Below are 15,283 nucleotides of genomic sequence, written 5' to 3'. Positions count from 1 at the left end.
GCCCGCTCTCCGCCTCAGTCCCGCTCCTTGAACTTGCCGCGCAGCGCCGCCTCGACCGCCGGTGGCACCAGGTCCTGCACGGCGCCGTCGAACTTGGCGATCTCCTTGACGATGCTCGAGCTCAAGTACGAGTACTTGGGGTTGGTCATCATGAAGATCGTCTCGATGCCTTCGTCGAGCTGGCGATTGGTCGAAGCCATCTGCAGCTCGTACTCGAAGTCGGTGACGGAGCGGATGCCGCGCACGATGACCTGCGCCTGCTGCGAACGCATGTAGCGCACGAGCAGGTCGCGGAAGCTGTCGATCTTCACGTTGGGCAGATCCTTGGTCACCTCGAGCAGCAGGCTCGTCCGCTCCTCGACGGAGAACAGCGGGCTCTTGGTCGTATTGTTGAGCACCGCGACGATGAGGGTGTCGTACTGCTTGGCCGCGCGCCGGATAATGTCGAGATGGCCGAACGTGACCGGATCGAAGCTGCCCGGATACACCGCGATGCGATGCTCGCCTTCGGGACGGCTGGACTTGAGATTCACCTATGCTTCTCCTCCGTATCTGTAGATGGATATGGCGGTCTCGCCGTACCGGGCGAGCCTCCGCCGTTCGAACGGACCGATGCGCTCCCCGTATTCGAAGCCGGATTCGTGCTCGACGACCGCTACCGTATCTTCGTCGGCGAGACCCCGCTCCACAAGCTCGAGCAGCAGCGCGTCGCCGTTTTTCATCGCGTACGGCGGATCGAGGAAGACGAGCCCGAACGGCTCTGCGCCGCGCTGCTCGAGCAGCCTGATCGCCTTGCCCGCGTCCTGCCGGAACACCTCCGCCCGGGCCGCGAGCCGCGTCGCCTCCAGGTTGGCGCGCACGACCTCTATGCTCTTTGCGTTCGCATCGACGAAGACCGCATGCCCCGCGCCTCGGCTCAGCGCCTCGATCCCGAGGCCGCCCGTCCCTGCGAACAGATCGAGCACCCGCTCGCCGTCGAAGTACGGTCCGATCATGCTGAACAGCGCTTCCTTGACCTTGTCCGTCGTCGGACGGGTCGTCTGGCCGGGCACCGCCTTGAGCGGACGCCCCCGCGCCTCGCCGGATATGACTCTCATCAGAAGCTCGACCCCCGTGCGTATAATGCCAAAACTACAGCCGCGGATTTCGCCCGCGGCTTTCGATGGAGCTAATGTTACCATATCCCGCCGTCTCCGGGAAGCCCGTCCTCACCGTCGCCGCCCGGTCCGACCGCCGCTGCTTCGTTCCCCTAAAATGTGGGCGAGCGCACGTATATTTCCGCACGCACCGGCTATACTGTGACTACCGGCGTCGCGAGATGCCGGGGATAACCGCGGAGAAGGCTTACGTTTCCCCATAAGTTCTTCGTCCGGTTTCTCCTCTCCCATGTGACCTCCGTCGAAAGACGGGGGTCGTTTTTTTTATAAAATAAAAAGCTTGACTTCCGGTCCGAATAACCCGGGGCCTTGACAGCCGTATGCTATATTTATAATGAAAATTCGGGCGGTCGGGCAGCGCGGCGTGTGGCTGCCCCGCTGCTCCCTGGCAAGGAGGCGTTCGATGTATCAGCACAATCAGCAAAACTATGAAAACGTACCGTTCGGCAGTCAGGATTTAAGATACGGCGAGCTGGTCGGCTGCACGTTTACCCGCTGCACGTTCGCCGGCGGCTCGCTGGAGGAGCTGACTTCGGTCAAATGCCGCTTTGTCGCCTGCGATTTTCGCGGCGCTTCGCTGAACGGCTCCGTCCATACGGAATCCGCATTCGAAAACTGCAGCTTCGACAATGCCGATCTTTTCGCCTGCAAGTTCGACCGCTGCAAAATGATGGGCTCCACGTTTTCCGGTGCGACGCTGGACGGGATCACCATTGTTCAAGGCGACTGGTCCTATGCAAACTTGCGGAATGCCCGATTGGCCAAGCAACACTTGCGCGGGGTTAAATTTTACGAAGCGGACCTGTCCGGCGCCCAGCTCGAGAAGGCCGATCTGAGGGACTGCGATCTGTCCATGGCGTCGCTGTCCCAAGCCCGCCTGCAGGGAGCCGACGTGCGGGGCGCCAACATGCAAGGCGTCGACTTCAAGCAATTCGCCGTCGTCGGCCTGCGGATGGATCATGAGCAAGCCATATTGTTCTCGCAGTCGCACGGGGCCAAAGTCGGTTAGCCACAAAGCCGTCATTTCATTTCCTTCCCGCTTGTCCTGTATAATAGAAGCATTACGTACGGGGCGGTGAATCGACTGTGAACGGTCCGAAGGCGGTTGCGCTCGTGCTGGGCTATTGTCTGGCTGTGTTTTTGTTTGTCGTTGCCATTTACTTGACGATCCGCTTCTCCGCCTGACGCGCGGCGCTCATGCGGCCGGCCCTCGGGCGAGGGAGCTTGAACGGCCAGATCAAGCCTGGAGAAGGCATCTGCCCCCTGCTGCAGGGCGGATGTCTTCTTTGTTATGCGGGAGACGGCTTAAATTGCGGCGTATTGTGTCCGCCGGCGATTCAAGCGCCTGCATTCCGTGTAAGAAATTTATAACAGCACTGGCATGAAAGGAGGTGTGATGACGAATGAAGCAGCAACGTCTCTCTCTCAGAAACTATCTGGCGTTCTTGGTGACCGAGGTGTCGGAAACGCTGAAGCAAGATCCGCAGACCACGCCGCGTTCCCGTCGCTGATTCGTCATCGCCCTCTTATAATTGAAGCCGCCGGATTCCGGCGGCTTTTCGTCATGTGACGGCGCCGCCCCCCTTGGCGCGTCCAACAAAAATTGTCATCGGGCCAGGGACGGATAGACGGCTCCCCCCGCTTTTGTGGTAAACTAAGCAAATCAAAACCGTGCTTGAAAGGACGAACGCCCATGAACCAAGCCGCGCAATTCGCGGTCCCGATCCTTTTGGTCGCCTTCATCATGTATCGCCGGATCCGGCGGACAGTCGGTTTTCAGCTGCTTCGTCCGAGAAGGCTCCAGGTGCGGATCGGCATTTTTTCCGTCATCGGAATCATTCTGATCGCAGCCGGATTCGTCCACCCGATCGTCTTGGCCGCGGATGCGGCCGGCCTCGTGCTAGGCGGCGTGCTGGCCTGGTTCGCCATCCGCCACAGCATCGTGGAACGGCGGGCAGACGGGCTGTACTACCGGACCCACATCGTCATCGAATCGGCGGTCATCGCGCTGTTCATCGGCAGAATCGCCTATCGGCTCCTGTTCGCGATGCAGAGCACGCAGGACGCCGTCAATGCGGGCGGCCAGGCAGACACCCTTCAGCAGTACGGGCGCGATCCGTGGACGGCAGCCATCTTCTTCATCCTGATCGCCTATTATGCGGGCTACTACATCTATGTGCTGCGGGCCGCTCCCAAGCGGGCGGCCTGACGCGGCACTGGCGCAAGATTGCGATCTTTTGCGGCAAAGGAGCATCAACATTGAGAACGGCGGATCAAGTCAAACGCAAGTATCACGAGCTCTCGACGCGCAAGCAAGCGGTTGGGGCGTTGTACGCGGAGGCGGGCGACGAGGCCCGCCCCGAACTCCAGGCACAGTCCGAGCGCCTCGAGGAGCAAATGCTGCTGCTCGAATGGGTGCTGAGCGAGCCAATCGGCAGCTATCACGGCTGATCGCGCCACAACAGGCGGGTGCTGCCATTCATGGAGGATGGCAGCCTTGGCGGCAAAAGGTCGTGGCAGCTACGACGTCAGCGGCAATGACATCGCAGAACAGACAAGCCTTGCAATCCTTCCTCGAAGGTTGCAAGGCTTGTTTGCGGACAGCACGTCGAGCCCGGTGCCATGTCTGCCGCTCGGCCGCCCGCGCAAGAAACACAAACGATTAGAGCTCGACCATCGCTTTGATGACATGTGTCTCAGGCTTCAGCCAATCCGCGAACCGTTCGATCATGCTGTCCAGGTTGGCGCGATGCGTAATATACCGCCCGACGTCGAGGTTCCCGGCTGCCATGGACTCCAGCACCCACTGAAAATCCTCCCGGGTCGCATTGCGGCTGCCCATGAGCGTCAGCTCGCGCTTGTGGAATTCCGGATCGTGGAATGCGATGTCTGCGCTGACCAATCCGACCAGGACCAATCTGCCGCCGTGCGCCGCATAGCCGAAAGCGGCGGTCATCGATTGTGCATTGCCCGTAGCGTCGAACACAGCGCCGGGCAGCTCGCCGCCGTTCGCCGCCAGCAGGCGTGCCAGCGGGTCCTCAAGCGCCAGTACCGTCGCATCTGCACCGGTCCATGCCTGGCAGAACGCCAGACGATCCTCGTCGATGTCCATGGCGATGACCCTGGCGCCCCGCGCCTTTGCGAACGCCATGACGCCCAGCCCGATCGGACCTGCGCCGATGACGAGCGCGGTCTCTCCGGCCGTCAGGCCCGACCGGCGCACGGCGTGCGCGCCGATCGCCAGCGGCTCCAGCGTTGCCGTCTGGTCGAGCGTCAGATCGTTGGCGGCGATCAGATGTGTCGCCGGCACCGCGATTCGCTCCCGCATGCCGCCGTCAATGTGGACGCCGAGCACTTGCATATGCGTACAGCAGTTTGTCTTGCCGCTCCGGCAAGCGATGCAATTGCCGCAGTGCATGTAAGGAATAATGCCGACCTGATCGCCGACCTTCAGCTGCTCCTCGCTTGGATCGACCGCCTCCACGACGCCGGCCAGCTCATGCCCCAGTATGCGCGGATAGGAGAAGAACGGCTGCCTTCCCCTGAAGGCATGCAGATCCGTCCCGCAGATGCCGAGCCGCCGGATCGCGACGATAGCCTCCCCCGGCCCGCGGATGGGCTCTGGCAGATCGTCGGCCAGGCGGAAGCGTCCGATCTCCTCGCATATAATCCCTCTCAACTCGCCTCGCCTCCGATCTGCCGGTTGTATTCGGCACGTCCGCTCGGCCAGGTCAGGTCGCGCACAGGCGCCAGAATCTCGAGGACCTCCGCCAGCAGCTGCTCGTCGATCGGCTCCTCGGTCCATGCGGCGTTGTTCGCGATATTGACCGGATTCGCCGTGCTGACCAGCGTTGTCGGGATGCGCTCGTTCGCCGTCGAGAACTGTACGGCCAGCTTGGCGATGTCCGCTCCCCGATCCGCGCAATGCTGCGCCGCCTTCAGGCATGCCGCTTTGATATCGGGTCCGGCCGGATGCCAGTCCGGCGTGCCGCGCGTGCTCAGCAGCCCCATCGAGAGCGGCGAGGCATTGACCAGTCCGACGCCGCTCGCTTCGAACAAAGGCAGCAAGCTCAGCAGACTCGAATCGTTTAACGCATAATGGCAATAAGTGAGGATGCAGTCTACCTGAGCGCGCGGTACAAAGGTCTCGAACAAGGCAAGCGGAAGGCCCGAGATGCCGGCGAACCGGATCTTGCCGTCTTCCTTCAGCCGCTGCAGCGCGGGCAGCGCCTGTTCGAATATGATGTCCGCCGGTACGAACTCGATATCGTGCAGATAGAGGATGTCGATCTCGTCAACATGCAGTCGCGCCAGACTCTCTTCCACACTGGCGAATATCCGGCTTCGGGAAAAGTCGAATGCGTCTTCGCCGTAGCGGCCCGCCTTGGTCGACAGCAGGAACTTGTCGCGGGCGATCTCCTTCAACGCTCTGCCCAGCACGGCTTCTGCCCGAGTCGCCCCATAATAAGGCGAAACATCGATATAGTTGATTCCGGCGTCGATCGCGGCATGCACCGTCCGGATGCCTTCGGATTCGTCGGTGCTGCGGAATACGGAGCCGAGCGAGGAGGCTCCGAAGCTTAACGCCGAGACATCAAGCCCGGTGCGTCCCAATTTGCGATATATCACGTTGTACTGCCCCCCATTCTCAATTGTTGCAGTCAATAGAACGCCTACGCCGCCTAAGCGATGACGAAATGAAGCGATGCAAGCGTTCTCCTTTTATATTAACATCCGATATCAAAACTAAAATTGCTTAAGCTTGCACATTTATATCGTTTTTTGATATTTTGAGTATAAATCGCTTGTGTGCGAGGTGGAACGGATGAAGCCGGTTTACAAGCAGTTTAACGTTCCGCCGTCGTTTCCGTTTTCTATGGTGTACAGGGATACCAAGACCGAGCAGCGCGAACTGCCGGATCATCTGCATGACTGGCACGAGCTGGTCTATGTCCACAGCGGCAAAGGCACCTTCTTTATCGATCGAACCTTTTACGACATGCAGCCGGGCAGCCTCTTCATCGTGCCTGGCAACACCATTCATCGCGCTTTTCCCGACGCTGTGGAGCCCGTCACGTCGACCGCCGTCTTCTTCCAAGCTCCGCTTGTGATGCAGCCTTCGCTCGGCGAGCCGTTCTCCTATTTGCAATGCCTCGAGTGGAGCCGGATGAACCGGCGGCACCACCTCCCGTGCGGCACGGTTCTGCAGGCTGAGCTCGAACGCATCCTGCGTGAGATCGACGAGGAGCTGCGTGCATCGGAGATTGGGGTACGGCACGCCGTGACCCTGCTGACGCAGCGGATATTGCTGCTCGCGAGCCGGGAGCTCGGGGCGGCCGGCGTCGCGCAGACGAGCCCGCCGAAGGCGGTCAGACCGCACTGGATGCGGGACGCGCTGCTGCATATCGACGAGCACTATACGGGGAAAATCGGACTGAGCGAGTTGAGCGAGCGGGCATCCGTCAGCCCCGCGCACTTCAGTCGGGTATTCCGGCAGCTCACCGGCATGAACGTCACCGGCTTCATCGCCGCCAAGCGGATCGTGAAGGCCAAGCAGATGCTGCAGGAGACCGGCCACACAGTCGCCTGGATCGCCGCCGAATGCGGCTTCGACAGCTTGCCTCACTTTCACAGCCTGTTCAGACGCGCGGTAGGCCAGACGCCGGCTGCCTATCGCCGTGCGGCCGATCAGGATCCGCCTCGCTATCCGTGACGGGGGCGGCTCACCGCCATACTTGGTAGCGGCTGTCTCCAAAGCCTCGCATACGGGGATGGCGGGCGCGCAAGCCGCTCACGGCTTAACCGCCCTGCGAGATGAATGCCGACACCCTCCAAGCAATAGGCTCATATCTCCGATTTCTTTCTGGCCCGATATTGCTGAGGCGTTACGCCGACCGTTCTTTTGAATAAGTTGGAGAAGCTGCCCAGGCTGGTATAGCCTACTTTTTCCGCAATGCCGGTTATTCTGTATTCCGTTTCCTCCAGGAGCCGCTTGGCCTCTTGAATTTTTTCCTGGATGATGGCATCCGACAGCGACAGCCCCGTCTCCTTCTTGAACATCCGCGACAGATACGCCGGATTCAGATAGACATGGGCCGCCAATTCCTGCCGGGAGATCTCCTGGCTCAGACGCGAGCGAATGTATTGTTTTATTTTAACCACTGTGGATGAGGACAGGCTGTCGCTCTCCCTCAACAGCAGCACGGTTGCATCGAGACATTGCTTCGTCCAGCTTTGCAGCGCCGGCGGCTGTTTGGGGTAGTTCATCTTGTCCGTCAAGCTTTTTAGCGTCTCGGAGTCCTGAACGCTCAGACCTTTTTTCGCCAAGATCGTGTGGATGATCAACAGGATGCCGTGTGTGAATTGATCGTGCATTTCCTTCGTCCAGGCGTTCGCGCCGCGATTGCCGAACCATAGTCTCGTGCGCCGATCCAGCTCCCCGGCTTCGCCGAGCTCCAGAAGCGTGGCCCAATCGGCGAACATATCCATGGGAGCCGCCGTCGGCGTCCGTTCGGCAATGGAAGCGGGGGCAGCTTGTACCGGCATGAATACTTGCCCGCAGCGATTCATATTGCGCTGCTCCCGCTCGGACACGAAGGCGTAGGCGCCAACGAGATCGGGCAATCGTACGGACGGACTGATGTAGATGGACAAGGCGCATTGCAGCAGGCGCTCGCACTCACTCAGAAATTGTCGGCAATTGCGCTCCAGCGCGCCGACGCTCGCGGCCCCGTCGTTCCTCTCATATACGATCGCTAAATTATGGCCTGCATGAGTTTGAAAAACAACGCCGTCCAGCCCGCTTAAAATGAGCTCCCCGGCCATATTGCGAAGCGCGTACTCCATGATCGCTTCATCCCGTGCGCTCAGATTCTCCTTCCACTGCTCCACCCCGATCAGCACCAGCGTAAACCGGGCGTCCGGCTCGAACTGCAAACCGCTGGCCTCGGCCGATCTTCGCAGCGATTCGGGCAGCAGCGAAGTGCGCTGGCTAACAATATCCTGCCAGAAGCGCTCTACCAGCACCGGCATATGCCGGTCCCATTTGCTGCGATATTCTCGAATCAGCGCTTCGAACGTCCGGCGCTCCCGCTGCCGGCCGATCTCGGCCAGAGCGTCGCTTGCGACGCGTGTCAATTGATCATAGTCGACGGGCTTGAGCAAATAGTGGAACGCCCCGTGATGGATCGCGAGCCGCGCATATTCGAAGTCCGCATGACAGGTGAGCATGATCGTCAAGGTATCCGGCGAATGCTGTTCGGCCCATGCCAGCAGCTCCAGCCCGCTCCGCCCCGGCATCTCGATATCGCAGATCAGCAATTCGACGCCGTGACGGCTCAGGCATCCGATCGCTTGCTCCACGTTTTCCGCCAAGGCGACATCCGTGAAGCCCAGCTGGCCCCAGTCCACCCCGTGCTGCAAACCGATCAGGGCATAGTATTGATCGTCTACGATCAGAACCCGACACACCGCGGCATTCACTCCTTCCGCTGACAAGGTATTTTCATCTCCACAATGGCTCCGCTCTTCGAATCGTTGCTGAAGCTCAGAGTCGCCCGTTCGCCGTACACCATTTTCATACGTCTGCGTACGTTCCAGATGCCCAACTGCCGATCTGTCGGCTCATGCTCGTGCCACCTGTGATTAAGCATGTCGAGCTGCTGCGCGGACAAGCCGGCGCCGGTGTCCCGGATATGGATGACCATGCGCGACGACGGCTGCTGCCCGGGTTCTTCGCTCACCGTGACGCCGACGCTGAACGGGCGAAGGTTATTCGTAAATCCGTGCTTCATGGCATTTTCCACGAACGGCTGGATGAGCAGGGGCGGCACGAGCGCGCGCTCGAATTGCTCCGGCAGTTGTTCGTCGTAGGTCAGCTTGTCCGGGTACATCACCCTTTGGATCTCCATATAGTTGCGTATATGGTTCAGCTCGTCGGCCAGCGTGATCCAGGTATCGTTGGTGCTCATCGCAAATCTGAAATAGGAAACGAGGTGACTGACCATCTTCTTAATGAGCGGGTAGCGCTGAAGCTCTACGAGATGATAGACGACATTCAGAGAATTCATGAAAAAATGCGGATTGATCTGGGCTTGAAGATGTTTAAGCTCCGCTTGCTGCGCCTTCATCTTCTCCTCGTAGACGTCGATCTTCAGATGGCCGATCTGTGCCGCCATCCGATTGAACTGCTGCGTGATCAGCCGAAACTCCCTGGCGTTCTCCTCCCTCAGGCGGAACTCCAGCTGTCCCTTCCCGAGGATGCGCATGCCGCTGGCAAGCTGCTGGATCGGCTTGAATACAAGCCGGCTCAGCAGCATGAGCAATATCGCGAGGATTACGATGACAACCGCCGGAATCGCTTGAATGACGCGCTGGAACAGCGGGAGCTCGGCGAGCAGCGACTTCTCGTCCAGCAAAATGAAGACGTTGAGCGCGGCAAACTGCGAAGGTTTATTGACGAACAGATAGGCGTTGCCATCCTGCAGGCGGATCGATCTGCCTGCCCGATTCGACGCCCGGCTCAACCGTTCGCGGATGCGATCCAGATCCTCGCCGGCGAACTGTCCCCACAGCTGCCGGCCGTCGCCCGAGAGAATGCCGACCAGCTCGTCGCTTCTCGCCGACTCCAGCTGCAGCAGCGGCTGGGCCAGCGAATCGATGCTGACGAGCACACCGATCAGCAGCCTGCCGGTTTTGTCCTGCAGCGCCTTGAACAGCACCGGTTCGCCGCCGATATTTACGATCTCCCATTTCAAGGACGGCGGCGGCGCGAAGCTTCGAAGCCGGGAGGACAGTCCCGAACGAATATGTTCTTTTTCCCGGTAATACTCCTTGTGGCTGCTGAGAAACAGCTCGTCCCGCTCGAAGTGGTATACGAATACGGTGCGAATGACGGAATAATAGCTGACATCGCTGTACCACTGATCCATCAGCTTGCGGATCGAGACGTAATAATTGACGCTGTCCGGGTCGCTCTCCGAATACAGCTCCAGCAATGTGCTCTCGTTGGCCGTCCGGAGCAGATAGGTGCCGGTCTGCTCCAGCAGCTCGTCGAGCGCGCCCAGATGAAGCGTCAGCGTATCCGATGCGGACTTGGCCACCTGCTCGCGCACGACGTTCGTCGAATAAATATTGGTATAGTAGAGGAAAAGAAAAAGCGGCGTCACCAAGACGAGAACGAGCGCGCTCACTTTGAATCGCAACGAAAATATCATGGTCTGTCCCTTCCCCGTCCCCAAGACGCCTGTCCGCGCGAAAAAGGGGAGCCCGATTCGGCTCTCCCCTCGCCCGCTTAGGGCTGCTTCGTCTTCCACTCATCGTATTGCTTCTGAACCTCGGCGCGCACCTTCTCGATGCCGTTCGCCTTGAGCTTGGCATTGTATTCGGTCAGTACCCGATCCGCATCCAGGCTGCCCGTCTCCAGAATCGGCCGATATTCCGTAATGATGTTATTGATGACGGACACTTCTGTCTTGACGGGATCTGTATTGAAGCTGAAGCCGAACGACTTCACCTTGTGGGCGCTCTCGTTGTACGCCTTGAACTTCTCCCATTTGTCCGGGCTCTCGCCCTCCCACAGATAGGTGAGCGTCTGGTTCCCGAACATCCACTCGATGCCCGGCGCCCAGCCCGTATCGGCGCGGGTGGCGACGCCGTCGGGCAGCTTGATGAAGTTGTCCTGACCCGCAACCTTTACATACTGTCTGCCTTCGACGCCGAAATCGATCAGGTTGACCAGCGTCTTGTCCGTATGCAGCAGGTTCAGCAGCATCATCGTCCGCTCGGGATCGACCGATGTGCGTCCGATCGCCATCATGGAATTGCTGACGCTGGCCGTGCTGATCTCCGGCTCGTTCCCCTTCAGCTTGACGAGCTGGATGCCGGTGGCGCTGGAATCCTCCTTGTCCGAATCCGGCTTGTCGGAGCCGAACTTCATCCATGTCTTGCCGGCCTTCAGCGCGTCCTCGGCACTTGTCTTCGTCGTCGCCGCGTCCTTGTTGATGTAGCCCTTCTTGAACCAGTCGTTGTACAGCTTGATGCGATAGATCGCCGTGTCGGACTCCATCGTGCTGATCACCATCTTGTCCGTCTTCGTGTCCAGGACGATGCCTGCCGGCGCACCGGCGACGAGTTCGTAGCGGAAGTTCTCCGCCATGCTCGGCTTCGTCTTGTCGAAGTAGCCCAGCGTATCCGAGCCGCTGCCGGACAGCCAGATCGGCGCAAGTGCCGGCTCCTTCTCCTTGATGATCTCAAGCCAGGGCTCCAGGTCCTCGAGCGTTTGAATGGCGCTTACGTCGAAGCCGTATTTGTCGACGATGTCCTTGCGCAGCATGATCGTATGGCTCTCCCCGATCTCCTTGTTCGTCGGAATCGCATAGAGCTTGCCGTTGACGCGTCCTCCGTCGAGGAAGCGAGGGTCCAGCGAATCGGTGATGCCTTTGCCGTACTTGGCCAGCAGCTCGTCGAGCGGCAGAAATGCGCCCTTGGCCACATTGTTGGCGAAATCTCCCCAGTTCGGGGCGAAGGTCAGGTCGACCTGCTCGCCGGACTGGTAAGCAAGCGCCATCTTCTCCGACCAGGAGGACCAGGGCAGACCCTGGAAGTCGATCTCGGCATTGATTTTTCCCTTCAGATACTTGTTGATCTCCTCCACCACCGCTTTGGTGTCATTCTGGGGGAACCCGCCTACCGTGTACACCTTCAGCTTGCGGTACGCGGAGATGTCCGGACCGTCTGCCCCGGCTTCGCCCGACGATGCGCCGATGCCGGTCGCCGGCGGCTTCGCGCCGGGAGAGCCGTTCGAGCTCGCTTGGTCCTTGCTGCATGCCGTCATGGCCGGCGCGGTCGCCAGCAGCAGCGCCAGCGCCAAGCCCCAACCTCTTGCTTTCTTCATTTCATTGTGCCTCCCTAATCGAATCAATTTATTTTCTAACCGGCTGCTAAGCCAGCGTTAGACGAACGGATCAGCCCTTGATCGCTCCGACGGTGAGCCCCTTGGTGAAGTACTTCTGGAAAAACGGGTAGACGAACAGGATCGGACCGATGGACACGACGACCATCGCCATGCGAAGACTCTCCGTCGGGACCGATTGCTGCACCATCAGGGCGACGCCGCTTCCAGCCAGCTGATTTTTGAAAAACTCGGCTTGCCGGATCATCTGAATCATCACGTACTGCAGCGAGAATTTATCCGTATCGTTGATGAACAGCAACGAGTTGAACCAATCGTTCCAGTACATGAGCGTCGTGAACAGGCCGATCGTAGCCAAAACCGGAAGCGAGATCGGGAGCACGAGCTGGAAAAAAATTCGCCACTCGGACGCCCCGTCCAGCTTGCCCGACTCGATCATCTCCTCGGGGATCGTCTGCTGGAAAAAGGTGCGCGCAATAAAGATATAGAACGCGTTGGTAAGGCCGGGAAGAATGAGCGCGACGAGGGAATCCCTCAGGTTCAAGTAATTGATATACAGCAGATAGAACGGCACCAGCCCGCCCGAGAACAGCATCGTGACGAGGAGGTAGATGTTAAACGCCCTTTTGAACGGAAAATCCTTGCGGTAAACGGGATACGCGTACAGGGCGATCAACAGCACTGCAAGCGCGGTCCCGATGCAGGTAACGGTTAAGGTAACGCCGTAAGCTCTGACAAGCGTCGCGGAATGGGAAAAGAGGTAGCGGTAGGCGGATGCGTCGAGCTCGTCCGGCCAGAACTTGTAGCCCTTGAGCGTGAGCAGCTTTTCGTTCGAAAGGGAGATGGCTACGATCAGCAGCACGGGCAAAATGCATGCGAGGCTGAAAACGATAAAGACGGCGTGAAGCGCAAGCTCGGCGGGCCTGGAAATCCTCTGACAGCTGGCTGCGGTCGATGTTTTGTTCATATCGATGCTCCCGTTCTAAAATAATGCCGTGTCCCGGTTCAATCTGCGGGCCAGGCTGTTGGCTCCGATGACGAGGAAAAAACCGACCACCGATTGATAGAAGTTCGCTGCGGAGGACATCCCGAGGTCGTTGAGCTGAATCAAGCCCCGGTACACATAAGTATCGATGACGTCCGTCGTCGAGCGAAGCGCGCCGGAATCGAGCGTCACATGATAGAACAAGCCGAAGTCGGAGCGGAAGATGCCTCCCAGATTCAGGATCGTCAGGATGACCATGACGGGCGTGAGCAGCGGGATGGTAATGCCGGTGATCTGCCGCCACTTGCCGGCGCCGTCCATCGTCGCGGCCTCGTAGAGCTCCTCGCTGATGCCGGTGATGGCGGCCAGATAGATGACGCTGCCGATGCCGACGGAGTGCCACATTTTCGTCAGCCACAAGATGTAGGGCCAGGCTTGCGGATGCATGTATGCGTTGACCGAGTTTTGTCCGAACAAGGGCAGCACATACTTGACCAGGAATCCGTATTCCGGATGGAGGAAGGCGTATACGATATAGCTGACGACGACCATCGACAAAAAATTCGGCATGATCATCACCGTCTGATAGATACGCGATGCGAGCTTGGCCCGGACTTCATTGACGGCGATGGCAACCCCCACCGAGAGAATCAGACCGGATACGATAAAGGCGGCATTGTAGGCGATCGTGTTGACGGTCACCCGCCAGGCGTCGGAGGTGGCGAAGAGGAAGCGAAAGTTGTCCAGTCCCGCCCAGGGACTGCCCAGTATCCCGTCGATGTAGTTGATTTTCTTGAAGGCGATGAAGACGCCGAACATCGGGATATAACAATTGACGAAGAACACGATCGCCGTCGGCAGCAGCATCAGCAGCAGCGCGCGATATTGCACGATGTTGCCGAACAGCCGGGCGATGCGGCTCCTCGGCCTGGCTGGCCGTTCAGGGGCCGACTTGGCTTCTTCGTTTGCGTGAGACGGGTTCAGCATGCCTATAACCTCGCTCCAATCGATCAGAATAGTTTCATTCTAATGGAGGCCGAGGCCGGTTCTCTCTCTTGCAGATGACCTTGTTTATTCGAATGTGACTTCTTGCGCCAGCTCTCCGCATGCCAAAAAAAAGAAGAGCCGGCATCGATGGTACCGAGGCCGAGCTCTTCATCGTCGGAACATGCGCCGCTCAGCCGGGCCCGGCTATCGCACTCGGCGGCGCCTCCTCGAGCACATCCCAGAACGAACGCTTGGGTCTGTGCTTCTCATCGAACAGAAAAGGCCAATTTTTGCGGCCATGAACGGGAAAGTGGTCCAACCAGGTATAATCGTCGGCCGCTCCCCAGAAGGTGACGGATTCGATATGGGCGCTGCTGGCTTTGAAAAGCCGGAAAATTTGCGCATAACGGTCCGCCTGCTTCGCGAGCAGCTCCTCCGTTGGCGCGGTCAGATCGGTTCGTCTGTCCGCGAAGCGAAAAACGGACAGGTCGAGCTCCGTAATATGCAGCCTGACGCCGAGGCTGGCATATCGCTCGATAGCGGCCCGGATGTCGTCGATGGACGGCTCTTCCAGGTTCCAGTGCGCCTGAAGGCCGACGCCGTGAATCGGCACGCCTTTCTCTCGCAGCGACTGGACCAGGGCGAAGATCTTCTCCCGCTTCTCCGGCACGGACTCATTGTAATCGTTGTAGAACAGCAGCGCGTTCGGATCGGCCGCATGGGCGTATTCGAACGCCTTGGCGATGAAGTCCTCGCCGGCGATCTCCAGCCACTGGGACGGGCGCAGGAACTCCCCTTCCTTGTCGGAGACGGCTTCGTTCACGACGTCCCAGGCGTGGACGATCCCCTTGTACCGGGAGACGACGGTCGCGATGTGCGCCTGCATCCGCGCGAGAAGCGTATCCCGGTCGACCGGCGTACCGTCCGCATGCGCGAACATCCAGTCCGGCGTTTGATTATGCCACACAAGCGTATGTCCGCGCACGGCCATGCCGTTGGCGGTCGCAAAGTCGATGAGCCGGTCCGCCGCCTCGAACGTGTACTGACCGCTGGCGGGCTGTAGTTTTTCGAATTTCATTTCATTCTCGGCGGTCAGGCTGTTGAAGTGATGCCGGAACAGGTCCGCTTGGGTCGTTAAAGTCGAAGGATTGACTGCCGCGCCGATGCGGAAGCAGGCGCTGTACGCCTCGTGCAGACGCGGGATGTCGGACTTGGGATGATGCGTCATTTTGTTTTTCCTCC

14 protein-coding genes are annotated in these 15,283 nt (G+C 59.3%); 4 read left to right on the top strand and 10 right to left on the bottom strand.

Translation table 11 applies throughout. The features are described 5' to 3' along the window. Nucleotides 1–14: 14 nt before the first annotated feature. Complete coding sequence (gene coaD, locus VQ071_RS05590; protein WP_340512874.1) at nt 15–533, bottom strand: pantetheine-phosphate adenylyltransferase; 519 nt, start codon at nt 531–533, stop codon at nt 15–17. After that, nucleotides 534–1,097 (bottom strand): 16S rRNA (guanine(966)-N(2))-methyltransferase RsmD, encoded by a 564-nt coding sequence (rsmD, locus tag VQ071_RS05585; protein ID WP_340512873.1) that lies wholly within the window; start codon nt 1,095–1,097, stop codon nt 534–536. Between the two features lie 463 nt (nt 1,098–1,560). Between rsmD and VQ071_RS05580 the strand changes: the two genes are divergently transcribed. The 3 genes from VQ071_RS05580 (at nt 1,561) to VQ071_RS05570 (ending at nt 3,608) form a co-directional block, all read left to right on the top strand. Then, nucleotides 1,561–2,166 carry a pentapeptide repeat-containing protein gene (locus VQ071_RS05580; protein WP_340512872.1) on the top strand — a complete coding sequence of 202 codons (606 nt, stop codon included), beginning with the start codon at nt 1,561–1,563 and terminating at the stop codon, nt 2,164–2,166. Nucleotides 2,167–2,850: 684 nt separating this feature from the next. Next, nucleotides 2,851–3,366 carry a hypothetical protein gene (locus VQ071_RS05575; RefSeq protein ID WP_340512871.1) on the top strand — a complete coding sequence of 172 codons (516 nt, stop codon included), beginning with the start codon at nt 2,851–2,853 and terminating at the stop codon, nt 3,364–3,366. Between the two features lie 50 nt (nt 3,367–3,416). Next, nucleotides 3,417–3,608: a hypothetical protein gene (locus VQ071_RS05570; protein ID WP_340512870.1), complete on the top strand. Its 192-nt coding sequence runs from the start codon at nt 3,417–3,419 to the stop codon at nt 3,606–3,608. Between the two features lie 211 nt (nt 3,609–3,819). On the opposite strand, the gene VQ071_RS05565 is transcribed toward VQ071_RS05570, so the two are convergent. Both VQ071_RS05565 and VQ071_RS05560 read right to left on the bottom strand, forming a co-directional pair. Beyond that, the gene (locus VQ071_RS05565) at nt 3,820–4,836 is read right to left on the bottom strand and encodes a zinc-binding alcohol dehydrogenase family protein (protein WP_340512869.1); all 1,017 of its coding nucleotides are present in this window, start codon (nt 4,834–4,836) and stop codon (nt 3,820–3,822) included. Beyond that, nucleotides 4,833–5,786: an aldo/keto reductase gene (locus tag VQ071_RS05560; RefSeq protein WP_340512868.1), complete on the bottom strand. Its 954-nt coding sequence runs from the start codon at nt 5,784–5,786 to the stop codon at nt 4,833–4,835. The genes VQ071_RS05565 and VQ071_RS05560 overlap by 4 nt, the downstream gene beginning before the upstream one ends. 196 nt (nt 5,787–5,982) lie before the next feature. Between VQ071_RS05560 and VQ071_RS05555 the strand changes: the two genes are divergently transcribed. After that, nucleotides 5,983–6,870, top strand: coding sequence for an AraC family transcriptional regulator (locus VQ071_RS05555; protein ID WP_340512867.1), 888 nt, complete (start codon nt 5,983–5,985; stop codon nt 6,868–6,870). A 131-nt stretch (nt 6,871–7,001) separates the two neighbouring features. On the opposite strand, the gene VQ071_RS05550 is transcribed toward VQ071_RS05555, so the two are convergent. The 6 genes from VQ071_RS05550 to VQ071_RS05525 all read right to left on the bottom strand — a co-directional run bounded on the left by VQ071_RS05550 (nt 7,002) and on the right by VQ071_RS05525 (nt 15,269). Next, entirely contained in the window at nt 7,002–8,627 is a 1,626-nt protein-coding gene (locus tag VQ071_RS05550) for a response regulator (protein WP_340512866.1), read from the bottom strand. 8 nt (nt 8,628–8,635) lie between these two features. Continuing rightward, nucleotides 8,636–10,372 (bottom strand): sensor histidine kinase, encoded by a 1,737-nt coding sequence (locus VQ071_RS05545; protein WP_340512865.1) that lies wholly within the window; start codon nt 10,370–10,372, stop codon nt 8,636–8,638. A gap of 77 nt (nt 10,373–10,449) precedes the next feature. Beyond that, a complete protein-coding gene (locus VQ071_RS05540) occupies nt 10,450–12,051 on the bottom strand; it encodes an ABC transporter substrate-binding protein (protein ID WP_340512864.1) in 1,602 nt (533 codons plus the stop codon). Between the two features lie 70 nt (nt 12,052–12,121). Further along, nucleotides 12,122–13,036 carry a carbohydrate ABC transporter permease gene (locus VQ071_RS05535; RefSeq protein WP_340512863.1) on the bottom strand — a complete coding sequence of 305 codons (915 nt, stop codon included), beginning with the start codon at nt 13,034–13,036 and terminating at the stop codon, nt 12,122–12,124. Between the two features lie 15 nt (nt 13,037–13,051). After that, nucleotides 13,052–14,041, bottom strand: a complete 990-nt coding sequence (locus VQ071_RS05530) for an ABC transporter permease (RefSeq protein WP_340512861.1) — start codon at nt 14,039–14,041, stop codon at nt 13,052–13,054. A 190-nt stretch (nt 14,042–14,231) separates the two neighbouring features. Beyond that, complete coding sequence (locus tag VQ071_RS05525) at nt 14,232–15,269, bottom strand: endo-1,4-beta-xylanase (protein WP_340512860.1); 1,038 nt, start codon at nt 15,267–15,269, stop codon at nt 14,232–14,234. Between the last annotated feature and the right edge of the window lie 14 nt (nt 15,270–15,283).

Source organism: Cohnella sp. 56 (assembly GCF_037963805.1).
Lineage (GTDB): Bacteria > Bacillota > Bacilli > Paenibacillales > Paenibacillaceae > Cohnella.
Note: the sequence above shows the minus strand (reverse complement) of the source record. Positions and strands in the feature narration are given on the sequence as shown.